This window comes from Rhizobium sp. USDA 3886, assembly GCF_056279785.1.
In genome coordinates, this window is record NZ_JBWCDC010000001.1 from 3,095,958 (window position 1) to 3,119,496 (window position 23,539).

General features: G+C 56.7%; 23 protein-coding genes. 10 read left to right on the top strand and 13 right to left on the bottom strand.

Annotated features, from left to right (window positions below):
• Positions 1-16: 16 nt before the first annotated feature.
• The 5 genes from gyrB to ACZ9BX_RS15825 all read right to left on the bottom strand — a co-directional run bounded on the left by gyrB (position 17) and on the right by ACZ9BX_RS15825 (position 5,340).
• Complete coding sequence (gyrB, locus tag ACZ9BX_RS15805) at positions 17-2,452, bottom strand: DNA topoisomerase (ATP-hydrolyzing) subunit B (RefSeq protein ID WP_476218817.1); 2,436 nt, start codon at positions 2,450-2,452, stop codon at positions 17-19.
• A 134-nt stretch (positions 2,453-2,586) separates the two neighbouring features.
• A complete protein-coding gene (locus ACZ9BX_RS15810; protein WP_132561998.1) occupies positions 2,587-2,964 on the bottom strand; it encodes a helix-turn-helix domain-containing protein in 378 nt (125 codons plus the stop codon).
• Positions 2,961-3,524: a Smr/MutS family protein gene (locus ACZ9BX_RS15815; protein ID WP_476218818.1), complete on the bottom strand. Its 564-nt coding sequence runs from the start codon at positions 3,522-3,524 to the stop codon at positions 2,961-2,963. The genes ACZ9BX_RS15810 and ACZ9BX_RS15815 overlap by 4 nt, the downstream gene beginning before the upstream one ends.
• Complete coding sequence (gene mltA, locus ACZ9BX_RS15820) at positions 3,524-4,642, bottom strand: murein transglycosylase A (RefSeq protein ID WP_476218819.1); 1,119 nt, start codon at positions 4,640-4,642, stop codon at positions 3,524-3,526. The genes ACZ9BX_RS15815 and mltA overlap by 1 nt, the downstream gene beginning before the upstream one ends.
• A complete protein-coding gene (locus ACZ9BX_RS15825) occupies positions 4,639-5,340 on the bottom strand; it encodes a Tim44/TimA family putative adaptor protein (RefSeq protein ID WP_476218820.1) in 702 nt (233 codons plus the stop codon). Before ACZ9BX_RS15825 ends, mltA begins: the two co-directional genes overlap by 4 nt.
• Positions 5,341-5,466: 126 nt before the next feature.
• On the opposite strand from ACZ9BX_RS15825, the gene ACZ9BX_RS15830 reads away from it, so the two are divergent.
• Together ACZ9BX_RS15830 and secB are read left to right on the top strand one after the other, a co-directional pair.
• Positions 5,467-5,976, top strand: a complete 510-nt coding sequence (locus tag ACZ9BX_RS15830) for an FxsA family protein (protein ID WP_476218821.1) — start codon at positions 5,467-5,469, stop codon at positions 5,974-5,976.
• Between the two features lie 81 nt (positions 5,977-6,057).
• On the top strand, positions 6,058-6,534 hold the full coding sequence (gene secB / locus ACZ9BX_RS15835) for a protein-export chaperone SecB (protein ID WP_132562008.1): 477 nt from the start codon (positions 6,058-6,060) through the stop codon (positions 6,532-6,534).
• A gap of 50 nt (positions 6,535-6,584) precedes the next feature.
• Here secB and dnaQ read toward each other — a convergent pair whose 3' ends face one another.
• Genes dnaQ through ACZ9BX_RS15860 form a run of 5 tightly spaced genes read right to left on the bottom strand, consistent with a single transcriptional unit; the run spans position 6,585 to position 10,207 of the window.
• Positions 6,585-7,298 (bottom strand): DNA polymerase III subunit epsilon, encoded by a 714-nt coding sequence (dnaQ, locus tag ACZ9BX_RS15840; protein ID WP_476218822.1) that lies wholly within the window; start codon positions 7,296-7,298, stop codon positions 6,585-6,587.
• Positions 7,291-7,902: a dephospho-CoA kinase gene (gene coaE / locus ACZ9BX_RS15845; protein ID WP_476218823.1), complete on the bottom strand. Its 612-nt coding sequence runs from the start codon at positions 7,900-7,902 to the stop codon at positions 7,291-7,293. The genes dnaQ and coaE overlap by 8 nt, the downstream gene beginning before the upstream one ends.
• A complete protein-coding gene (locus ACZ9BX_RS15850) occupies positions 7,902-8,759 on the bottom strand; it encodes a shikimate dehydrogenase (protein WP_476218824.1) in 858 nt (285 codons plus the stop codon). The genes coaE and ACZ9BX_RS15850 overlap by 1 nt, the downstream gene beginning before the upstream one ends.
• Positions 8,752-9,351 carry a Maf-like protein gene (locus tag ACZ9BX_RS15855; RefSeq protein ID WP_086997425.1) on the bottom strand — a complete coding sequence of 200 codons (600 nt, stop codon included), beginning with the start codon at positions 9,349-9,351 and terminating at the stop codon, positions 8,752-8,754. Before ACZ9BX_RS15855 ends, ACZ9BX_RS15850 begins: the two co-directional genes overlap by 8 nt.
• A 34-nt stretch (positions 9,352-9,385) precedes the next feature.
• Complete coding sequence (locus ACZ9BX_RS15860; RefSeq protein ID WP_100773205.1) at positions 9,386-10,207, bottom strand: pyruvate, water dikinase regulatory protein; 822 nt, start codon at positions 10,205-10,207, stop codon at positions 9,386-9,388.
• Positions 10,208-10,610: 403 nt separating this feature from the next.
• Between ACZ9BX_RS15860 and hemE the strand changes: the two genes are divergently transcribed.
• The 8 genes from hemE (at position 10,611) to ACZ9BX_RS15900 (ending at position 19,319) form a co-directional block, all read left to right on the top strand.
• On the top strand, positions 10,611-11,645 hold the full coding sequence (gene hemE / locus ACZ9BX_RS15865; protein WP_476218825.1) for a uroporphyrinogen decarboxylase: 1,035 nt from the start codon (positions 10,611-10,613) through the stop codon (positions 11,643-11,645).
• Positions 11,646-11,648: 3 nt separating this feature from the next.
• Complete coding sequence (hemJ, locus tag ACZ9BX_RS15870; RefSeq protein WP_476220040.1) at positions 11,649-12,185, top strand: protoporphyrinogen oxidase HemJ; 537 nt, start codon at positions 11,649-11,651, stop codon at positions 12,183-12,185.
• A 188-nt stretch (positions 12,186-12,373) separates the two neighbouring features.
• The gene (gene rho, locus ACZ9BX_RS15875) at positions 12,374-13,639 is read left to right on the top strand and encodes a transcription termination factor Rho (RefSeq protein WP_476218826.1); all 1,266 of its coding nucleotides are present in this window, start codon (positions 12,374-12,376) and stop codon (positions 13,637-13,639) included.
• A 91-nt stretch (positions 13,640-13,730) separates the two neighbouring features.
• Positions 13,731-15,047: a tRNA uridine-5-carboxymethylaminomethyl(34) synthesis GTPase MnmE gene (gene mnmE / locus ACZ9BX_RS15880; protein WP_476218827.1), complete on the top strand. Its 1,317-nt coding sequence runs from the start codon at positions 13,731-13,733 to the stop codon at positions 15,045-15,047.
• A 38-nt stretch (positions 15,048-15,085) separates the two neighbouring features.
• Positions 15,086-16,963: a tRNA uridine-5-carboxymethylaminomethyl(34) synthesis enzyme MnmG gene (gene mnmG, locus ACZ9BX_RS15885; protein WP_476218828.1), complete on the top strand. Its 1,878-nt coding sequence runs from the start codon at positions 15,086-15,088 to the stop codon at positions 16,961-16,963.
• A 19-nt stretch (positions 16,964-16,982) separates the two neighbouring features.
• A complete protein-coding gene (rsmG, locus tag ACZ9BX_RS15890; protein ID WP_476218829.1) occupies positions 16,983-17,600 on the top strand; it encodes a 16S rRNA (guanine(527)-N(7))-methyltransferase RsmG in 618 nt (205 codons plus the stop codon).
• A 19-nt stretch (positions 17,601-17,619) separates the two neighbouring features.
• On the top strand, positions 17,620-18,414 hold the full coding sequence (locus tag ACZ9BX_RS15895; RefSeq protein ID WP_086997407.1) for a ParA family protein: 795 nt from the start codon (positions 17,620-17,622) through the stop codon (positions 18,412-18,414).
• A gap of 20 nt (positions 18,415-18,434) precedes the next feature.
• A complete protein-coding gene (locus ACZ9BX_RS15900) occupies positions 18,435-19,319 on the top strand; it encodes a ParB/RepB/Spo0J family partition protein (RefSeq protein ID WP_476218830.1) in 885 nt (294 codons plus the stop codon).
• Positions 19,320-19,321: 2 nt separating this feature from the next.
• Here the strand turns inward: ACZ9BX_RS15900 and holA are convergent, their stop codons facing one another.
• The 3 genes from holA to leuS are packed head-to-tail and all read right to left on the bottom strand — an operon-like array spanning position 19,322 to position 23,511.
• Positions 19,322-20,359, bottom strand: a complete 1,038-nt coding sequence (gene holA / locus ACZ9BX_RS15905) for a DNA polymerase III subunit delta (RefSeq protein WP_476218831.1) — start codon at positions 20,357-20,359, stop codon at positions 19,322-19,324.
• Positions 20,360-20,369: 10 nt separating this feature from the next.
• Complete coding sequence (lptE, locus tag ACZ9BX_RS15910) at positions 20,370-20,891, bottom strand: LPS assembly lipoprotein LptE (protein WP_476218832.1); 522 nt, start codon at positions 20,889-20,891, stop codon at positions 20,370-20,372.
• Positions 20,881-23,511 carry a leucine--tRNA ligase gene (leuS, locus tag ACZ9BX_RS15915; protein WP_476218833.1) on the bottom strand — a complete coding sequence of 877 codons (2,631 nt, stop codon included), beginning with the start codon at positions 23,509-23,511 and terminating at the stop codon, positions 20,881-20,883. The genes lptE and leuS overlap by 11 nt, the downstream gene beginning before the upstream one ends.
• Positions 23,512-23,539 lie beyond the last annotated feature (28 nt).

The window sequence follows — 23,539 nt, forward strand, 5'->3', positions numbered from 1 at the left end:
TTGCACGAGAAATCAATTAGATATCAAGATTTGCGACGCTGAGCGCGTTATCTTGAATGAATTCGCGGCGCGGCTCGACTTCGTCGCCCATCAGCCGGGCGAAAAGGCCATCGGCATCCGTCGCGTCGTTGACCTTGACCTGTAGCAGCGAACGGGCGTTCGGGTCGAGCGTCGTCTCCCAGAGCTGTTCGGCATTCATTTCGCCAAGGCCCTTGTAGCGCTGCATCGTCAGTCCCTTGCGGCCGCTGGCAAAAATTGCATCGAGCAGAGCGCGCGGACCGGAAATCTCGATATCGCCGTCACGGCGCGAAAGCGCCGGCGGGGTCTGGTAGATTTCTTTGAGGCGCAACGAGAGCTGATCGATGTGACGCGCGTCCTGCGAGCCGATGAGCGCCATGTCGAGCACGACGGCTTCCTTGACGCCGCGCACCATTCGCTCCAGCCGCAAGCCGCCTTCGCTGGTCAGGTCGCCTTCCCAGCCGCGCTCGGTTTCCTCGGCGATGATATCGAGACGCTTGGCAACATCACCTGTAAGCCGTTCGGCCCTCGCACGATCGCTGACTGCTTCCGCGTTCAAGGCCCCGGCGATTGCCGCCTGCTCAACGACAGCGCGGTTGTAGCGAGAATGCAGGTTTTCGAGCAACGCGCGCAAGCGCAATGCATCGAGAATGACTTCACGGAGATCCTGGCCGGTACGGACTTCGCCGCTTCCGAGCTTCAGCGCCGCCTCCTCGAGGCCCTGACCGATCAGATAATCCTCCAGCGCCTTTTCGTCCTTCACGTACTGAACGGACTTGCCGCGAGAAACCTTATAGAGCGGCGGCTGGGCGATATAGAGGTGACCGCGCTCGATCAGCTCCGGCATCTGACGGAAGAAGAATGTCAGCAATAGCGTACGAATGTGGGCGCCATCGACATCGGCATCCGTCATGATGATGATCTTGTGGTAGCGAAGCTTTTCGACGTTGAACTCATCCTTGCCAATGCCGGTGCCGAGTGCCGTGATCAGCGTGCCTATTTCCTGGCTCGACAGCATCTTATCGAAGCGGGCCCGCTCGACATTGAGGATCTTGCCTCGCAAAGGCAGGATTGCTTGATTTTCACGGGAACGGCCTTGCTTCGCAGAGCCACCCGCGGAGTCACCTTCAACGAGGAAGACTTCCGACTTTGCCGGATCGCGCTCGGAGCAATCGGCGAGCTTGCCGGGCAGCGAGGCGATATCGAGCGCACCCTTGCGGCGCGTCAGTTCACGGGCCTTACGAGCCGCTTCGCGGGCGGCGGCGGCTTCAACGACCTTGCCGACGAGCACCTTGGCTTCACTCGGATGCTCTTCAAACCATGTGCCGAGCGCTTCATTGACCAGGCTTTCGACGACCGGACGAACTTCCGAGGAAACCAGCTTGTCTTTCGTCTGCGACGAGAACTTCGGATCCGGCACCTTCACCGAAAGGACAGCCGTCAGGCCCTCGCGGCAGTCTTCGCCCTGAAGTGTGACTTTCTCCCTCTTGGTAATGCCGGAGCTATCGGCATAGGAGACAACTTGGCGCGTCAGCGCGGCGCGGAAGCCGGCCATGTGAGTGCCGCCGTCGCGTTGTGGAATGTTGTTGGTGAAACAAAGGACATTCTCGTGGTAGCTGTCGTTCCACCACATCGCGACTTCGACGGTAATTCCATCCTTTTCGCCGCGGATAGAGACAGGCTTATCGACCAGCGGTTTCTTGGCACGATCGAGATAGGAAACGAAGGCCTCAAGGCCGCCGTCATAACGCATCTCTTCTTGCCTGATGTCGGAATGGCGCTTGTCAGTCAACAAGATGCGAACACCGGAATTCAGGAAAGCAAGCTCGCGCAGGCGGTGCTCCAGCGTGCCATAGTCGAAATCCGTCATCGTGAAGGTTCCGGTGCTCGGCATAAAGCTGACTTCCGTGCCGGTATCGCTGCCCGCGTCACCTGTCACCTTGAGCGGCGCATCGGCGACGCCATGCGTGAAGCTCATTTCATGGATCTTGCCCTGGCGGCGGATTTTCAGTTTCAGCCAGACGGAAAGGGCATTAACCACCGAAACACCGACGCCATGCAGGCCGCCGGAAACCTTGTAGGAATTCTGATCGAATTTTCCGCCGGCATGAAGCTGCGTCATGATGACTTCGGCTGCGGAAACGCCTTCGCCGGTGTGTATGTCCGTCGGAATACCACGGCCGTTGTCGGTCACTGTAACTGAGCCGTCAGGGTTGAGCGCGACGGTGACGATGTCGGCATGGCCGGCGAGCGCCTCGTCGATCGCGTTGTCGACGACTTCATAAACCATGTGATGCAGACCGGAACCGTCGTCGGTATCACCGATATACATGCCGGGGCGCTTGCGCACGGCATCAAGTCCCTTGAGGACCTTGATGGAATCCGCGCCATATTCGGTATTAACGCCGTTTTCCGTCGCTGGTGTATCGGTCATACTGTCTTTGAATTTCCCTGTTGTAAGCGCCTGAATTCGCGTCGCGAATCACCAGCCTTTTTCATTCCGGAATATAAGGTTTTTGAGCACCATTCCCAATGGTAGAGCCTGCTAATCGGGCATAAAGCAGGGGATTATGACGCTTTTCCGTCAGCTTTGCCGAGATTTTCAAGCATAGCCGCTAGCTCGGCCAAAGCTGCCCTGTCAAGGTTGCGAATCCGGGCCGCCAAACGATTGGTAAACGCTGTATATTCGGGAGGTAGACCCGAGGTATCGATCACCACGCGCGGGTCCGATGCACGGGCGAGCAGGAAGAGTTCTTCGGCTTCATCCCAGATGATGTTGAAATAGCCGGCGATCCGCTGAAGCAGGTCGAAGGTCGGCAGGCCGCGCTTTCCATGTTCGAGTGCGGAGAGATAGGCGGGCGAGACATTAAGCGCCGCTGCCATCTGCTTCTGCGATACGCCCTTGCGGACCCGAAGCTTTCGAACTGCTTCACCGAACGGCGTCATGACCTGTCCCCCTGCCGCCGGGAGAGCCGGATATAAAGCGCCCCCTCGCCGCCGTGGTGCTGCGCAGCCGCTTCGTAAGACGAAATCAAATAGCGGAACTCCGGCTTCGAAAACCAAAACGGAACGGCCCGTTTCAACGCGCCTTCGCTTCCCATCGAACTGCCCTTGCCGGTGATCACCAGCACATGCCGCATGCCGCGCTCATGCGCGCGGATGAGGAAATCGAGAAGCATGACATGCGCTTCGCTTTGCACTAGGCCGTGGAGATCGATACGCGCCTCCAGTGCCAGCCTGCCCTTGGCGATCTTACGTTTGACTGGCCGCTCCAGCGGATGATGGGTGCTGGACAGCTGCTTCGCTGCTGGGCGCGGGGTTGCGGCTTGCGCTTCCATTTCGGCAGACGATTTCTGCTCGGCATTCCCAACCTCGGTTTCGGCTTTCGCCAGAAAGGCATCAAGTTCGGTGAGCTCGCCTTTTTTTCCGGCAAGCGGTCGCGTGCTGCGCGCAACCTTGCCCCACAGAATCCGCTCGTCCGTGCTGAGCTTGCGGTCCCTCGTCATCAGTCGAACCTTCCAGCCGCAGCGTTCGGAATCAAGATGGCAAAGTCTGCGTCGTTGCGCACCGTACCCGCCAGTTCGCCCGCTTCATCGCCGGAACCCGTAAAAATATCGCCACGCGCAGGACCAACGATCGCGGAGCCAGTGTCCAAGGCAAGCATCAAACGCTGGAACGGCCTCCCCTTATCAAGGTGGGTCAGGCTTTCAGAGCGGATGAAGAAGGGAAAGCCGAAGGTATGGATCAGGCGGTCGACCGCAAGTGATCGTCCGGCCAGCAACGGCACTTTCGCTGCTGCAACCGGTCCAGCTTCGGAATCGGCAACCGGCGCCTCGAGGAAGAAAATATAAGATCGATTGTGCCAGAGAACCTCATCGACCTGTTCTGGATGAGCTGCGAGCCAAGCGCGGATCGACTGCATGGAGATATTCGCACGATCGATTTCACCGCGATCGACCAAGAGCTTGCCAATGGCAGAGAAGGTATGTCCGGCCTTTGCCGCATATGTGATCCGTGCCGTCCGTCCATCCGGATAGCGCAGACGTGCCGCACCTTGCACATGCACGAAGAAAACATCGACCTTGGATTTGGCCCAAGCGATTTCAAGGCCTCGGCCGTCGAGGAAGCCTTGGTCGATCGCCTGCCGGTCGGGATAGCCGCTTATCTCTCCATCCTCGAGGCGACCGAAGGCATAGGATGAATCGAGGCCTGCGGGGCGGTTGCTATTGTCCAGCTCGATCAGATCGTCAGGCCGTCTGTAGAAGGGGAAGCGATAAGTAGAATCGGGCTTGCCAGAAACGGCGATCTCCGGCTCGTAAAAGGCCGTAACGAAACCCCGCCGGCCGTCGCCTCGTCTGATGAGAAACGCCCGACAATTCTGTTCAAAGAAGGATCGGGCCTCGGAAGCAGAGGCGGGTTTCGCATTTCGGGCAGCTTTTAGCAAAGGCAAAAGATCGTCGGCGCTCAGGCCCAGCGATCCGGTGCGGTAAGGTTTCCTGCCGGAAATTTGGCGGCGGCAGGTTTCCATGACTTCAAAAAGGCTGGAGGGATCGTCATCCCTCCAGCCTTTGAGTTCATCGAAATCGACAGCTTGCAGAACGAAGTCGGCTTTATTGTCACTCATGTTTCCGATTCGGTTGCCACGAGCTTCCAATTGGGGTCGCGCGAGCGCGTATCACGAGCGAAGGTCCAGATGTCATTGACTTCAGCTACGTTCTCGGCATCGCCCTCTATCAGCTTGTCGGCCTTGTCATAGGTCGCGGAGATCAGCTGGCTGGCGATACGGACCGTAATCTGTGCCTCGCTGCCTCTGGCTTCCGCCTGGGTGATGTCCGCCTTATCGATGCCGACGAAGGTGGATTTCACCTTCTCGCCCTTGGCCTCGCGATCCGTGATCGCCGCGTCAAAACCTTCATAAACCTCGCGGGACAAAAGATTCTTCAACGTTTTTCTGTCACCGTCGGCATAAGCCATGACGATCATTTCGTAGGCCATTTTCGCGCCGTTCAGGAATTCCTTTGGCTCGAAGGACGGATCGACCTTGCTGAGTGCGCGGAGAGATTCATTGAGCGGCGTGCCGGCAGGGGCGAAAGCGTCGATCGCCGCGAAGCGATCTTCCTCTTCTGCGGGCGTATCGCGGCGGGGTAACGTTACGACCTTGCCGGCCTCGGAATGCTCAGGACTGGCCGCATCGCGCGGCGTGAAAAGATCGCGCGGCGGCTTCTCATTTCCCGTGCGGCGTCCGAGAACACCGCGGAGCTGAAAAAAAATCAGCACCGCAGCCACAAGGAAAAACAAAGTGATGAAGTCGTTTGAACTCATATCGTCCCGCAGCCGCCGTTAACATCCATGATTTGTACTCCCATATAGGCCGCATATACAGATGATTCAAATAGCCGCAATCTCGCGATTGCGATCGAGGCCCGGCAAACGCCGGTTGGAGAGACGATGCGACTTGCAATGCTTCCAGGTTTTGTTCTTTTGCTGCCGCTGGCCGAGATAGCGGGCTTCGTGATCGTCGGGCGCGCTATTGGCCTGCTGGCGACCCTTGGTCTCGTCGCGCTGAGTTTTGCAATCGGCATGGCTCTGCTTCGCCGCCAGGGAATCGGCATCCTGCAGCGTATGTCTGCCGAGGGGCGAACCGGCGTAACGCCGGGCCGGGACCTTCTGCGGCCGGCCATGCTCGTCATTGCGTCGCTGCTTCTCATCGTTCCGGGATTTATTTCGGATATTATCGCCATCCTGCTGTTCATCCCGGCCGTTCGTGATCTTGCCTGGAACTACATCCACAAGCGATTCGTTATCGTTCAAACGAAGAAGGGCTATACGGCGTCGCAATCATCCGAATCCGGCAACCGATCCAAGCCGGATTCAAAAGTCGTCGATCTTGATGAGGACGACTACCGCCGCGAGCCGAACAAAGATTCTCCTTGGTCAGGCAAGCGGCTTGGCGAGTAGAGACGGGTTCGCCCAGGGTTGTAAGCCTTTTCCCGAAATGTTAGATGGCGGCACCATTCAATGCCCCTCGAGGAAAATCCAATGGCTGATGAAAACAACGGCAGCGGCACGACAAGCCCGAGCCTCACAATTCTCGCTCAGTACACGAAGGATCTTTCCTTCGAAAATCCCGGCGCGCCGCGTTCGCTTCAGGCGCGCGACAAGGCTCCGGCGATCAATATCAGCGTCAACGTCAATGCCAATCCGCTTTCGGATACCGATTTCGACGTTGTGCTGTCGCTCAACGCCGAGGCCAAGGATGGCGACAAGACGGTCTTTCATGCCGAACTCGTCTATGGTGGTGTCTTCCGCGTTGCCGGCTTCCCGCAGGAACACATGCTTCCGGTTCTCTTTATTGAATGCCCGCGCATGCTCTTCCCGTTTGCCCGCCAGATCATTGCCGATGTTACGCGCAATGGCGGCTTCCCGCCGTTGATGATCGACCCGATCGACTTCGCACAGATGTTTGCGCAGCGCGTCGCTGAAGAGCAGACGCGCGCAAAGGTGCAGACAAACTGATTCGAACTACCTGATTAGACTGCAGTGCCCGGGTGAAAGCCCGGGCATTTTTAATTTAGACGATCGTATTTGGCCCAGATGCCTTTGCTGCCGAGCGCAGCAATCAATGCGTCGTGAGCCTGAGCTTCTGCTTCGCTGAGGCGTGGCGCGAGGGGGCGGGGCCGCTTCAAAACGATGTCGACGGTCTCCTCCAGAATAATCTCGGCGTCGCCTGACCCAGTTGCAGCCGCAACACTCAAACCAAGAGCGGTCTGACGCCCGCCGATCATTTCGATATAGACCTCGGCAAGCAGTTCCGAGTCGAGAAGTGCACCGTGTTTTGTGCGGTGCGAGTTGTCTATACCATAGCGGCGGCAGAGGGCATCGAGCGAGTTCGGTCCCATAGGATGTTTGCGCCGTGCGAGTGATAGCGTATCGACCACCCTCTCCGGCAAGATCGGCGGCATGCCAAGGCGAGCAAGCTCCGCGTTGACAAATCCCATGTCGAAGGTTGCGTTGTGTGCGATCCACTTTGCGTCGCCGAAGAAGTCGATGATCTCTTCAACGACTTCGGCAAATGGCCTCTTTTCCTTCAGAAACTCGTCGGTAATGCCGTGAACGGCCAGAGCATCGGGATGGACTTTTTGATTGCCGGGATTGATGTAGATATGGATTGTGCGGCCGGTCGGGAAATGGTTCAAAAGCTCGATGCCGCCGATTTCGATGATGCGATCGATGCGGCTGTCGAGGCCGGTTGTTTCCGTATCGAATATGATTTCACGCATTCCGGAAATCTCCTTTCGCGATCCGCGCTTTCAGATCCGCGATGATTTCGCTTACCCTTGCCCGGGTTGTTTCGATGGCGTGCCCCGTATCGATGACATAGTCGGCACGCGCCCGCTTTTCGGCGTCCGGGGTTTGCCGCGAGCGAATCATACTGAATTTTTCCTCTGTCATGTTCGGACGCGCAAGCACCCGGTCGCGCTGAATCTGTGGATCGCAGCTCACGACCACGATTATGTCGACCCGGGTCTCGGCACCCGTTTCGAAAAGCAGCGGGATATCGAGCAGGATTATCTCCGATCCTCGCGCTTGCTCGCGTTTTACGAATTCGGCTTCGCGCTTGCGAACCAACGGATGCACGATCGCCTCCAGCGCCTTGAAGCCCTCCGGTCTGCGCGAAAGTTGCCGGCCAAGTTCCTGCCGGTCAACAGCGCCATATTTCACTGTGCCGGGGAATTCAGCTTCGACCAGTGGCGCCGCCTCTCCGGCATACAGTTCATGCACCACAGCATCGGAATCGTTGACGGGAATACCGGCTTCGGCAAAGAGCTTTGCCGCAGTTGACTTTCCCATGCCTATGGAACCCGTGAGACCGATCCGGATCATCAGTGCTTTTCCATATCTGCGACGATGAGCGCACGAAGCTCGTCATCCACGACCGGGCGCTTGCCGAACCATTTCTCAAAGCCCGGTACTGCCTGGTGAAGCAGCATACCGAGTCCGTCCACGATCACAAAACCTTGTTCCTCGGCTTGTTTCAACAAAGGTGTCTTCAGCGGCACATAGACGATATCGGTGACGACCGCATTTTCGTCGAGTGGCAGGAAATCGATTGCCGGTGCTGTTTCGCCGTCCATGCCGAGCGATGTCGTATTGACGAAAAGCCCCGCTCCTTTCATGACCTCCGCGAGTGCTCCCATTGGATGTGCATGGACTTTCTCACCGAAGCGATCGGCAAGTTCCTGCGCGCGAGCAACGGTTCGGTTGACGACATGAATCTCCCGAAAGCCGCGGTCGCGCACTGCCTGTATGACCGCGCGGCTCGCTCCACCTGCCCCGAGTATGACTGCGGTGTCGTGTTTATCCCAGCCAGGGTGGCGCGCGTCCAGGTTCGCGGTAAATCCCTGCCCGTCGGTATTGGTCGAATAGAGTTTTCCTTTCGCCAGCCATAACGTGTTGGAAGCACCGAGTTCCTGGGAGAGTTCGTCCGGCCTGTCGGCGAGCCGACAGGCCATCTCCTTGTGTGGGATGGTGACATTGCCGCCGATAAATTGGGAGCTTTGATCCTTGAGCGATCCCATGAATGCCGCAAAATCGGCGGGAGCAACCTCGTATGGGCGGTAGCTACCGCGAAGTCCAAGCTTTTTCAGCCAGTATCCGTGGATCAAGGGCGAGCGTGAGTGCCGCACCGGGAAGCCGGTAACGAAAGCATTCGGGCCGAATGTTTCACGTGAATCATCCATCGATCGCGCCCAATTCCCTTAGTTTCTGAAGCAGTGGCAACATTGGCAGGCCAAGGATCGTGAAGTAGTCGCCGTCGATCCTGTCGAAAAGTTGAATTCCCTCGCCTTCCAGCTGATAGGCGCCAACGCTGCCGAGCGCCTTGTCGCCAACTCTTGCCAGATGGCGCGATATGAAATCCGCCGACAGAACGCGCATCGTCAGCGACGCGTGTGACACGTGCTCCCATAGAAGCGCACCATTTCCGATGATGGCGATCGCACTGTTCAGACGATGTGTTTGCCCCGAAAGTACTCTCAGATGATTGGCGGCGTCAGCCATGTCGTGCGGCTTGTGAAACACGTGATCACGAAGCGACATGGTCTGATCCGAGCCGATGACGAGAGAATCCGGAAACCGGCTGCTCACCTCCTCCGCCTTGGCCCTAGCAAGCACCGAGGCGACAGTGTCTGGAGATGCGCCCTCTCTTTCGAGCGGTGCTTCGATCGCCCGCTCGTCGATCTTTGCCGCATGCGCTTCAAACTCCAGGCCGGCGTTCGCGAGCAGCATCCGCCGGAATGGACTGGACGAGGCGAGAATCAGTTTCGATGTCATGCGTCTCTTAGCTCAAGATTCATAATGTCAGCGCTTAGCGCAGCTTGGGGCGCAGGGCAACGATTGCGGCCGCCGTCTCTTCGATGGAACGACGGGTCACATCGATCAACGGCCAATTATGGCGCGCGCAAAGAGACCGGGCATATTTTAGTTCTTCGGAGATCGCTGCTCGATCCGTATATTGGCTACGATCGAAGCCAGGTGTCGCACCAAGCACCCGGTTTTCACGCACCTGCGATATCCGATCCGTCGTTGCGATGAGACAGACGATCAACGGCCTCGTTGCAGTGAAAAGCGCTTCCGGCAAGGGCACATCGTAGACGATCGGAATGTTCGCTGTCTTGATGCCGCGATTGGCGAGATAGATACTCGTCGGTGTTTTCGATGTCCTGCTGATGCCGATGATGACGACGTCGGCGTCGTTGTAATCCTCGGGCATCTGCCCATCGTCGTGATCCATGGTGAAATTGAGCGCCTCGATACGCGCAAAATACCCGGCATTCATCACGTGCTGGGCACCGACGCGACGCCGCAACGGAGCACCGAGATAAAGCTGGAAAGCGGCCATCACAGGCTCAAGCACATTGACCGAGGCGACGCCCATTTCCACACATCTCTCATCGATCAGCCCCGCAAGTTCCCGATCGACGACCGTGTAGAGGACGATGCCCGGCTCGTTGTCGATCGCATCGAGAACAGCAAACAGCTGCTTACGATTCCGTATCAACGGATAGACATGTTCTACCGGCTGAGCGGATTTGAACTGGGCGGACGCGGCACGACCGGCTGAGATCAGAGTCTCACCGGTCGAGTCAGAAATCAGATGCAGATGGAAGAAGTTCGTGCGGTTCTCCACGCTATTTTCCGCTGCCTGTTGAAAAGACTGGATGACAGAGAGCTAAGGGACCGGCATGGCTTGAGGCAAGGGAAAACGTGGCCCCTTATCCACATTTCGGATTTTCTGGAGAGCACCACAGGGCAGTCTGTGGATTTTGTGATCGGCGCTAAAGAACTCATCTGGAATACACAGGATATCCACAGACAACGCCGCCTCACCCTTCGAGGCAAGTTTCTGGAATCATTTTTAGATTCGAACTTCTCCAAAATCTACGATGGAATGCGATCGATATTGTCCCGACATCTTTGATGCGCGTAACAAATTGTATCAGCAGTGGATGGATTTTAATCCTTGATAGACACCGACTCTAAGAAATAGAAACCTTTTAAAATATCTTTAGATTCTTAAAGGGACGAAGCGCTTGAGCGAAACGCGCCGGAAAATCATGAGAGTTCTCGACGGTGAAACTCTCTCCCCTCCTCCGATCTGGCTTATGAGACAAGCAGGCCGTTATCTGCCGGAGTATCGAGAAACGCGTGCAAAGGCAGGAAGCTTCCTCGACCTCTGTTATTCACCGGAGCACGCTGTCGAAGTGACAATGCAGCCCATCCGCCGCTACGGCTTCGATGCGGCGATCCTCTTCTCTGATATTCTTGTCATTCCGGATGCCATGAAGCGCAATGTGCGTTTCACGGAAGGCCATGGTCCGGAAATGGACCCGATCGACGAGGCTGGAATTTCACGTCTGGCTGCTGATGGTGTTATCGACTATCTGAAGCCGGTGTTCGAGACAGTGCGCCGGTTGCGCACGGAACTCCCGGAAGAAACGACACTTCTTGGCTTTTGCGGTGCGCCCTGGACGGTGGCGACTTACATGATCGCAGGGCACGGCACGCCTGATCAGGCGCCGGCGAGGCTTTTTGCCTACCAGCATCCAAAAGCGTTTGAACGACTGCTTATGCTGCTTGCGGACATCTCTGCCGAGTATCTGGTAGCGCAGATCGATGCCGGCGCCGATGCAGTGCAGATTTTCGATTCCTGGGCAGGCGTTCTTGGAGAAAAGGAATTTGAGGCTTTTGCCGTCAAGCCAGTTGCTCGGATCATTGCCCGCGTCAAAGCGCAGCGCCCGAAGGCTCGGGTCATCGCCTTTGCCAAAGGTGCAGGTTATCTTCTGAAAACCTACAGGCAGAAGACCGATGCTGATGCGATTGGGCTTGATTGGTCCGTTCCACTTGAATTTGCTGCCGAGCTTCAGAAGGAAGGGCCGGTCCAAGGCAATCTCGATCCCATGCGCGTCGTCGCCGGTGGGCGCGCGCTTGAGGAGGGTATCGACGACATCATGATGCACCTTGGCGGCGGACCGTTGATCTTCAACCTCGGCCACGGAATTACGCCGCAGGCCGATCCGGAAAACGTCCGTCTGCTTGTCAAACGCGTTCGCCGTGGCGGGAATTGAATGATGGAAAAGCAGACGGATGAGCGACCAGGAAGCTATGCGCGGCGACGGGCACATTTCGCCCTCGCCTTTTTTGCGCTGCTTGCCGTCGGGCTGTTTGCATGGAACCCGGCCAACCTCTACCTTTGGATCAAGGCACTGCACCTCATTGCGGTCATCTCCTGGATGGCCGGGCTGTTCTATATGCCGAGGCTCTTCATCTACCATACCGACGCGGAGCCAGGTTCCGTACAGTCGGAAACCTTCAAGGTTATGGAACGGCGCCTGCTGAAGATCGTCATGAACCCGGCGATGATGCTGACCTGGGTTTTCGGTCTGTATCTGGCTTGGTCGGTCTACGGTTTTCAGGGTGCGTGGCTTCATGCCAAGATCGCCCTCGTCGTGCTCTTGACGGCCGTTCACTTGTTCTTCAGTCGCGCGGTCGATGCTTTTGCACGGGATGAAAACCGGCGCACGGCGCGATATTGGAGATTCATGAATGAGGCACCGACGCTACTCATGATCCTCATCGTCATCCTGGTTGTCGTTAAGCCGTTTTGAGCGGGCGCCGCTTTAATTTACTTCATTTTAAACAGCCCCCTTGCGGCATCTCAGCTTAGTCGCTATTTTCCGCGCATCTCATCTTCGTGGCATGTGTTTTGAGTTCAGTCGTCTGCGAGCCCTTTCGCAACACCGAAACGACGCAACATAGCCTTCCCCCCTTCGAAATACAGAGTAATGGTCACTTCATGGCTGAAATGAAGCTTCAGGAACTTAAGAGCAAATCCCCGACCGATCTTCTGGCGTTCGCCGAATCGCTCGAGGTCGAAAATGCAAGCACGATGCGCAAACAGGAATTGATGTTTGCAATCCTGAAGGTTCTCGCGAGCCAGGATGTAGAGATCATCGGCGAAGGCGTCGTGGAAGTCCTGCAAGATGGTTTCGGCTTCCTGCGTTCGGCAAACGCCAACTACCTCCCGGGTCCAGACGATATTTACATCTCTCCATCGCAGATCCGCCGCTTCTCGCTGAAAACCGGCGATACGGTCGAGGGACCGATCCGTGGTCCCAAGGAAGGCGAGCGCTATTTCGCCCTGCTCAAGGTGAACACGATCAATTTCGAAGATCCGGAAAAGATCCGCCATAAGGTCCACTTTGATAACCTCACGCCGCTTTATCCCAATGAACGTTTCAAGATGGAGCTCGATGTTCCGACATCGAAGGATCTGTCTGCGCGTGTCATCGACCTTGTCGCGCCGCTCGGTAAGGGCCAGCGTGGCCTCATCGTCGCTCCGCCCAGGACCGGTAAGACTGTTCTTCTACAGAATATCGCACATTCGATCACCGCAAATCATCCGGAATGCTACCTTATCGTTCTGCTGATTGACGAGCGGCCGGAGGAAGTGACGGACATGCAGCGTTCAGTGCGTGGCGAAGTCATTTCTTCAACCTTCGACGAGCCGGCAGTCCGTCACGTGCAGGTCGCTGAGATGGTGATCGAGAAGGCGAAGCGGCTCGTCGAGCACGGCCGTGATGTCATCATCCTGCTCGATTCGATCACGCGCCTTGGCCGTGCCTACAACACCGTTGTGCCGTCCTCCGGCAAGGTTCTGACCGGTGGTGTTGATGCCAACGCTCTGCAACGGCCGAAGCGCTTCTTCGGCGCTGCCCGTAACATCGAAGAAGGCGGCTCTCTGACGATTATCGCGACGGCGCTCATTGATACCGGCAGCCGCATGGATGAAGTCATCTTCGAAGAATTCAAGGGAACCGGTAACTCGGAAATCGTTCTCGACCGTAAGGTCGCCGATAAGCGCATCTTCCCGGCGATGGATATTCTGAAGTCCGGCACGCGTAAGGAGGATCTGCTTGTTCCGCGCCAGGATCTGCAGAAGATCTTCGTGCTTCGACGTATTCTTGCTCCGATGGGAACAACCGACGCTATCGAGTTTCTCATTGACAAGCTGAAGCAGACGAAGAGCAATCCGGACTTCTTCGACTCTATGAATACATAACAGATAGCCGGATTCCTGAAATAAAGCCGGCCGTTTCGCGATGGCCGGCTTTCGCTTATGAGGAATCCCAGCATGGCCAGAGTGGTCGAGGATGTCGAACGAAACCATTTATGCGCTATCGAGTGGAACTGTGCCTTCCGGCGTTGCGGTTGTCCGCCTCAGTGGTGTGAAGACGCGCGATGCCTTGCGATTGCTGATCGGCGACACCCCACCGCCACGCAGGGCGTCCCTGCGAACGATTCGTTCCCGTAACGGTTCGGTTATAGACAGTGGGTTGGCACTCTTCTTTCCATCGCCAGATTCTTTTACAGGCGAAGACTGCGCCGAGCTCCAGCTTCATGGGAGTCGAGCCGTCATTCATGCCCTCTTTGAGGAACTAGAGGCGATTGAGGGCGTGCGAATGGCTGCGGAGGGTGAGTTCTCGCGGCGGGCGTTTGAAAACGGCAAACTTGACCTCGTCGAGATTGAGGGTCTGGCGGATCTAATTGCCGCAGAGACTGAGATGCAAAGGCGCCTGGCGGTCGAGCACAGCCAGGGCAAACTATCCGAGCTATACGATTCGTGGGCGGAACGATTGACGCGGGCTCGTGCTCTGATTGAAGCTGAACTCGACTTTGCCGATGAAGATGACGTGCCCGGTTCGGTTTCAGCTCTGGTTTGGGATGATATCGCTCAACTGCATGCCGAGGTAGAGAACCACCTCGCGCACGCGCAGGCGGGCGAGATCATTCGCGATGGTTTCAAAGTCGTCATTGCAGGCGCGCCAAATGCCGGAAAGTCGACCTTGATGAATGCGCTTGCGCAGCGAGAGGTTGCTATTGTGACGAATATAGCGGGAACGACGCGTGATGTTCTTCACGTCGATCTCGATATCAATGGTTTCCTCGTAAAGCTTTATGACACGGCTGGTTTGCGCGATACAGATGAGCTCGTTGAACGCGAGGGCGTACGGCGGGCCGAGCGGATCATCTCTGAGGCGAATCTTGTGCTCTATCTCGAGGATATGACCCAAGGTAGGGATGAGCTTTCGCCGATCACGAATACGGAAGTCTTGCGGGTTGGGACAAAGGCCGATATATCCGCGGCGACTGGTCCGGTCGCCTATGACCTGACGATATCTGCTGTCACGGATGTGGGATTGTTCGCTCTTCGCGCCGCCATCGCCGAGCGACTGGAGCGGCAAGTAAGCAGCCATAGCCTGGCGATCCCGAGCCGCAGGCGGCAAAGGGATTCGCTTACGGAATGCCTGGAGGCGATCGGGGCAGCGTTGGCCGACCCATCAGCGGGACTTGACATTAGAGCCGAGAATCTCCGCATCGCGGGGAACGCCCTGGGCAGAATTACGGGACGCGTCGACGTCGACAATTTACTCGATATAATCTTTTCGGAGTTTTGCATCGGAAAATGATTCACGTGAAAACATCTGAAAGCGTGTGAGAAGGCGAAATGACCATCTATCAATACGACGTCATCGTAATCGGAGGTGGTCATGCAGGTTGCGAAGCGGCCAGCGCAGCGGCTCGCCTCGGCGCTCGTACAGCTCTGGTGACGCATCGGCGAGACACGATCGGGGTCATGTCCTGCAACCCCGCGATTGGTGGCCTTGGCAAGGGTCACCTCGTGCGGGAGGTGGATGCGCTGGACGGTCTCATGGGTCGTGTGGCCGATGCTGCCGGCATCCAGTTTCGCATGCTCAATCGCAAGAAAGGCCCGGCGGTCCGCGGTCCGCGGACCCAAGCCGATCGGAAGCTCTATCGAACCGCCATGCAGGCGGCAATAGACGCCATTGATAATATTGACGTTATCGAAGGCGACGCCTTTGATCTTGATATATCAGAGGGTGGTCGCGTCAACGGCGTCATAATGAAAGATAGCCAGATTCTGAATTGTGGCGCTGTGGTTCTTACGACGGGAACCTTCCTGCGCGGGCTTATTCATATTGGGGATAAGAAGATTCCGGCGGGCCGTGTCGGTGAAGATCCGTCTCTTGGTTTGTCTGGAACACTATCGGGCCTGGGGCTTCGGCTCGGCCGCCTTAAGACAGGTACGCCAGCGCGCCTTGACGGGAAAACCATCGATTGGGCATCGGTTGGCCGACAGGGCGCGGATGACGAGGTAACACCGTTCTCATTCATGACCGGTGCAATTACGAATCCCCAGATTGAATGTGGGGTCACCCGCACAACGACTGCCACACATAAACTCATTCAGGATAACCTGCATCGCTCGGCAATGTATTCCGGGCAGATCGAGGGCGTTGGACCGCGCTATTGCCCCTCGATCGAAGATAAGATCGTTAAGTTCGGCGAGCGGGATGGGCATCAAATCTTCCTTGAGCCGGAAGGCTTGGACGATGACACTGTCTATCCGAATGGCATTTCGACGTCGCTGCCGGCAGAGGTGCAGGAAGCCTTTATCCGGACCATACCAGGCCTTGCGAAGGCTTCCATCATCCAGCCTGGCTATGCAATCGAATATGATCATGTCGATCCGCGCGAGCTGACGCCTTCTCTTGAAGTAAAGAGGATGCCGGGGCTCTATCTTGCCGGCCAGATCAACGGAACGACGGGCTACGAGGAGGCAGCGGCCCAAGGTCTCGTGGCAGGCCTTAATGCGGCACGCCGAGCAGGCGGCCAAACGCCGATCTACCTAAGCCGTACGAATTCTTACATCGGCGTCATGATTGACGATCTGACGTCGAGGGGCGTCGCCGAGCCTTATCGCATGTTCACCTCGCGTGCGGAATACCGCCTTTCTCTGCGTGCGGACAATGCAGATATGCGGCTTACCCCAATTGCGGACGAGATCGGCTGTTTGGGAGAGGCTCGTCGTGCCAAATTCCGCGAATATGAGTGTGCTCTTGACGGCGCGCGAGAACATCTGAAGGCATTACATATTACGCCAAATGAGGCCCGCGAGTATGGGTTGAAGATTAATCTGGATGGGCAGAGGCGCTCTGCCTATGAGTTACTCGCATATCCCGATTTCGACATGGCGCTGCTATCAAATGTATGGCCCGAACTTCGGGCGTTTAGCAAGCCGATCGCAGGGGCGATAGAGATCGAAGCCTCATATGCCGTTTATATGCGCCGGCAGTCCTCAGATATTGTCGATGTCCAGCGCGATGAGAATCGACTCATCCCAGATGGTTTCGACTATTCGATTCTGCCTGGTCTTTCGAACGAGCTGAAGCAGAAGCTTGGCAATCAGCGCCCGTTCAACGTCGCTCAAGCCGCAAAGATAGATGGCATGACGCCGGCCGCCATCTCTCTTCTGCTCGTTCATTTGCGAAGGACAGAGGCTGCGCGGCGGTCGGTTGCCTAACACTTTTTGAGAGTCTTTCATGGAATTGAACGGTCAAAGTGTTTCACGTGAAACACAAGATAGACTGGAGCATTTTGTTGCTCTCTTTAGCAAGTGGTCTAAATCCATCAACCTAGTCGCTCCCTCAACGTTGAATGACGCGTGGCAGAGACACGTCGCCGATAGCGCTCAAATCTTTCAGTTAGCTCCCGGCCCGAAGCGGTGGGTGGATATGGGCAGCGGCGGCGGATTTCCCGGCGTGATCACCGCCATCTTCTTGGCCGAGCTTGCCGATGGGTGGGTTCACCTTCTTGAGAGCAACAACAAGAAAGCGTCTTTCCTCAGGCTGGCCCTTCGGGAAACAGGGGCACGCGGTTCTGTGCATTCGATCCGTATTGAGGATGGACCGGCTGTTGTCGCCTCCTGCGATGCTATATCCGCGCGCGCCCTCGCCGATCTCGATAAACTATGCGACTTTGCGGAACCTTGGATGCTTCGCAACAAAAATACGCGTGCATATTTCCATAAAGGCCGGGATTACGGCGTTGAAATTGCCAAGGCACGTGGTCGATGGCGTTTTGATCTGCTAGAACATCGAAGCGTTGTCGAGCGAGATTCGGTCATACTTGAGATTTTCAATCTCCAACGCTTGGTTTAACAATTCGGATGATGCGGCCATGGCCATTGAACGGAACCGGATTATTACAATAGCGAACCAAAAAGGCGGCGTTGGAAAGACGACAACTGCCATTAACCTGGCAACTGCCTTGGCTGCTATCGGCGAACGAGTTTTGATCGTCGACTTGGATCCTCAGGGTAACGCGAGCACTGGCCTCGGGATTGACCGGAAAGACCGCAAACTCTCATCTTATGATCTACTGATTGGCGAGGCCGGGGTGACTGAGGCGGCTATGCCGACTGCTGTGCCAAATCTTTCCATCGTACCATCGACAATGGATTTGCTTGGTGTCGAAATGGAGATCGCGCAGCAGAGTGATCGGGTTTTCAAGCTGCGCAAGGCGCTTACAACTCAGCAAGCATTTGAATTTACTTATATTTTGCTGGATTGCCCACCCTCTTTCAACCTTTTGACGATGAACGCTATGGCTGCGGCGCATTCCGTTTTGGTCCCGTTACAATGCGAGTTCTTTGCATTGGAGGGCTTAAGCCAGCTCCTGGAGACGGTTGATCAAGTGCGGCGAACGGTAAATCCGCGTTTGGATATTCAGGGTATCGTGTTGACGATGTTCGATGCGCGAAACAATCTTGCTCAGCAGGTGGTGAGCGATGTTCGGATGCATCTTGGGGAGAAAGTTTACCATACGCTTATCCCGCGCAATGTCCGTGTTTCCGAAGCGCCCTCCTATGGCAAGCCTGCGATCCTTTATGACTTGAAATGCGCCGGTAGCCAGGCATATCTGCAGCTGGCCTCCGAGGTCATCCAGCGTGAGCGCCAGCGTCTGGCCGCTTAAGATTTGAGTGAGTACTGCAAATGAATGACGATGCATCGAAGAGACGTTTAGGCCGCGGACTTGCTGCGCTGATCGGCGAAATGGATCAGCCGGTGCCGGTCGACGGCGAAAAGAGCGGCGTAAGTGCGGATCGTCTCATTCCGATCGAATTTGTCAGCAGGAATCCGCGCAATCCGCGTCGTTTTTTTGATGATAGCGAACTACACGATCTCGCCAGCTCTATTCGTCAGCATGGCATCGTCCAGCCAATCGTTGTTCGTACGATTGCAACGAACCGATATGAAATAATAGCCGGCGAAAGAAGATGGCGGGCAGCCCAGCTCGCGGGCCTTGTCGAAATTCCGGTGATCATCCGCGATGTCGATGACAAGACGGCGCTCGAGATTGCCATTGTCGAGAATGTCCAACGATCAGACCTCAATCCCCTCGAAGAGGCGTTGGGTTACGAGCAGCTTATCGCCGAATACGGCTACACTCAAAATGATCTTGGTGAGATCATCGGCAAGAGCCGAAGCCATGTCGCAAATTCTCTGCGCCTGCTTAAGCTTCCCGAGCCTGTCCGCGATTTTCTTGCAGCCGGCAGTCTGTCGGCGGGGCATGCACGTGCACTGGTTTCAACATCCGATCCGACGGCCCTCGCCCGGACGATCGTCTCGAAGGGAATGTCCGTCCGAGACGCCGAAAAGCTTGCGCAGAACGACATCAAGGCTCAATCCGAGCCACAGCGTCCGTCTGCCCCACGCGATCAGAAAGATTCCGATACGTTAGCACTTGAGCGCACGCTCTCCGATACGCTGGGCCTCGATGTCACCATAAATCACAAGTCCGGCAGCGGCCAGATCCGCATTGCCTACAAGTCGTTGGAGCAGCTTGAAGAAATCTGCCGGCTACTTGAGCGGCGATAAGCCTAGCCTCTCCGCCCGCTTTGAAGAGTTGTAGAGAGCAATGTCTGCAACGCAATGCTGTCCTCTAGGCTCTGACGCCTTCTTGTCTGCAAGATCGCCGATTGCAGCCTGTTTGTCTCACGGCGAATGGCGTCAGCATTCCAGGTGCGTAGCGCCTGTTCGATGATGGGTTTGCGCCGGAAATGCAGATGGCGGCCGTGCGTCTGCATGACCTGAGCTGTCTGAAGCCGCTTTTCCTCCATTTCTGCGCGCATTGCGTCGAGAAGTTGGAACTGTTTCAGGCAGGCTTGGATGACGAGGAAGACAGCCGTCTTCGATGCCGAGATCTTCCGCATGGAATGCAGGAAATTGCCGGTGTTTCCGCTTAATATAGCGTCCACGGCGTCATCGACCGAAATAGCACTGGCGTCGCCAATAATCTCGCTCACATGATGTTCTTCGATCATCTCCATGCCGCGGCAGTAGAGGGCGAGCTTTCTGACCTCATTGCGTGAGGCGATGCGATCACCGCCGATCAGTTCGACTAAAGCCTGCCGTGCGACAGGCGTGATGCGCAGGCCTTCTGACGCCAACTCATTGTCGATCAAAACATTCAAGGCGCGTGCATCATCTGAATAACAGGGGATCGCAACGATGCTGCGTGTGCCTTCGGCAAGCTTGCGAAGAAGGGAGCCCTTCTTCAGATCTCCGGCTTCGACGATGATGGACGTTGCGTCGAGCGACTTTTGAGAAAGCTCGCCCAGGGCATCGACCAGGTATTTTTCATTTGCCGCGCCACGTATCCAAAGGAGTTTTTCACCTCCGAATAGCCCGATAGCGTCTGCCTCATCATGCAGGCGCCCAGGGTCCTTCTGCAGGTCGCCGATGTCGAGTTTGATAAGCGAAAAAGCATCATCCAGCGCAACGCCGGTTTTCCCGGCTATTTGCCCGGCTCTCTCGGAAACCAGACCGCGATCCGGTCCGTAGATGACGAAAATGCGGTAAGCGGAAACCGAACGTTGAAGAAAGCCTTCAAACTCGTGAGATTTTATTTCCGCCACGTCCTTTTCCTCAGCGGCCGAGCGCGCCGGCGATATCGAGGCCTACGAGCTCGGCAGCCTCGCGCGCTGCACGGTTCTCAGCATCACGGATCGCGCGTTGCTTGGCAAACTGCTGGCTCGGGAAATCGACAAGCGCGGTGACATAGCGGTTACCCGACTTGATGACCTGGCCATCCGCTGTCGCCTGCAGCGTGTAATCAACGCTGACGGTCACGCGACCGGCACGCGACTCATCGGAGGTCTCGACGAGAAGCGCGTCGACGACATCGGACCGCACATGCAGCTCAACTTCGTAGGCCGGCTTGACAGGCTCGCCCGCGCCGTGCGTCGCAAGGAAGATCAGGCGGTTGCGAACCTCCTGTTCGACACGAGTCGTTGCATCCGAAAAGCCAACGGAAGCGAGCTTGCCAGCAACTCCCGACGTTTCCGAGTAAAGTGGACGAACCTGGCAGGCGGAAAGTAAGGCTGCGAACGCAAGGACGGCGGTGATTGCGGCGCCGCGTGCGAGCCTGGGAGCGATATCAAACGACAATGTTCACAATCCTTTGCGGAACCACAATAATTTTCTTCGGCGCCTGACCGTTCATCGCGCTAATGACGGCGTCGAGTTTCAAGACCGCCTGCGTTACGGCATTCTGATCTGCGTCTCGAGAAATTGTCAATTCGGCGCGCTTCTTACCGTTGATCTGGATCGGCAATACGATGTCGTTCTCCACGACCAGAGCTTCGTCATAGGCAGGCCAAGGGGTGCGTGCGAGCATCTCGCTGTTGCCAAGTGCTGCCCAGCATTCTTCGGCAAGATGCGGCGTCATGGGCGCAACGAGTTGAACCAAGATTTCCGCTGCGTTTCGAACGGCACCGCGATAGGCGACGTCACCCCCGCCTGTCGCTACTTTCGCCAATGGGCCAGACAAGGCATTCACGAGTTCATAGATGCGCGCGACCGCCTTATTGAACCAAAGCTTGTCATAGTCGTTCTGTACAGCCTTCAAAGTCCTATGCGCAGCTTGGGAAATCGAAAGCCCCTCGCCATCCTTAGCCGGATTCGGCGATACGGTGACCAAGACTTCGGAGGCCTCGGAAATCAAACGCCAGAGGCGCTGTGTGAAGCGATGCGCCCCTTCGACACCTGCTTCCGACCAGATCACGTCACGATCTGGCGGTGAATCGGAGAGAACAAAAAACCGCGCCGTGTCAGCGCCGTAGGAAGCGATGATATCATCTGGATCGACGACGTTCTTCTTGGACTTTGACATCTTCTCGATTGATCCGATCGAGACCTCGTTTCCGCCCTCCAGCAGGAAAGCGCGGCGTTTGCCCTCGATCTCTTCGATACGGATGTCGGCAGGCGCCACCCATTCGCGATTCATGCCGGCACCGCGGCTGTATGTCTCATGCACGACCATGCCCTGCGTAAAGAGGCCTCTAAATGGTTCCTTGATGTCGACATGACCGGTCTCGCGCATCGCGCGGGTGAAGAAACGCGAGTAGAGCAGGTGCAGAATAGCGTGTTCGACACCGCCGATATATTGATCGACGGGTAGCCAGCGGTTTGCCGCAGCCGGATCTGTCGGTACACCTTCCCAAGGCGCTGTAAAGCGCGTGTAGTACCAGCTCGAATCGACGAAGGTGTCCATCGTGTCCGTTTCGCGCCGCGCGTCCTTGCCGCAGGTTGGGCAAGCGACATGCCGCCAGGTCGGGTGGCGGTCGAGCGGGTTGCCCGGCTGGTCGAAGGTAACATCTGCCGGGAGTTTCACGGGAAGGTCTCTTTTCGGGACGGGCACCACCCCGCAGTCATCGCAATGAATGACCGGGATCGGGCAACCCCAATACCGCTGCCGCGAAATGCCCCAGTCGCGCAAACGGAAATTTACCTTGCGTTCACCCTGCGGCACGTTGCCGAGCATCGTGCTCGACAGGCGGTCGGCGACGAGGTTGAAGGCTTCGTCTGTCGTTTTGCCGTCGAGGAAGCGGGAGTTGATCATCATGCCGTCGCCATCGTAGGCGGTATCGCCGGTCGTGAAGGTTGCAGCATCGCCGTCCTTTGGCATCACGACGGGGACAACGGGCAGACCATATTTGCGCGCGAAATCAAGGTCACGCTGATCGCCGGACGGGCAGCCGAAAATAGCGCCCGTGCCATAATCCATCAGCACGAAATTTGCGACATAGACCGGAAGTTCCCAAGACGAATCAAACGGATGCTTGACGCGGATACCGGTATCCATGCCTTTCTTCTCGGCCGTCTCAAGGGCTGCCAGCGACGTGCCGGCCCGGCGGCATTCCTCGCAGAAGGCTTCGATAGCCGCACTTTTTGCTGCAGCGTCCTTTGCCAACGGATGGTCGGCAGAGATCGCAAGGAAGGAAGCTCCGAACAGCGTGTCCGGTCGAGTGGTATAAACTGTCACCTCGGTCTCACCGGCAGGCGCCGTCTGCGGCACGATCTCCCAACGGACCAAAAGACCCTCGGAGCGGCCGATCCAGTTCTTCTGCATCAGACGAACTTTCTCCGGCCACTGGTCGAGCGTGTCCAGAGCGTCAAGCAGATCCTGGCTGAAATCGGTTATCTTGAAGAACCACTGCGTGAGCTCCCGCTGCTCGACCAGTGCACCCGAACGCCAGCCACGGCCGTCGATGACCTGTTCGTTGGCAAGAACGGTGTTGTCGACCGGATCCCAATTGACTTTCGACTGCTTTCGGTAGACCAGGCCCTTCTCCAGGAAATCCAGGAAAAGATGCTGCTGGTGCTGGTAGTATTCCACGTCGCAGGTGGCAAATTCCCGGCTCCAGTCGAGCGAAAGCCCCATGGCCTTCAACTGCGATTTCATCGAGTCGATATTCTGGTAAGTCCAGGATGCCGGGTGAACGCCGCGCTCCATGGCAGCGTTCTCCGCTGGCATACCGAAGGCATCCCAGCCCATCGGGTGCAGAACGTTGAAGCCCCGGGCCCGTTTGTAACGGGCCACGACGTCACCCATCGCATAGTTGCGCACATGGCCCATATGAATGCGGCCCGAGGGATAGGGAAACATTTCAAGTACATAGTATTTATCGCGCGGATCGGCGTTGTCGGTCTCAAAGACCTTCGCCTCGTTCCATTTTTGCTGCCAGCGGGGCTCGGCATCGCGCGGATTATAACGTTCGGTAGTCATGGTATTCGAATTTCCGAAAAATCAGGGG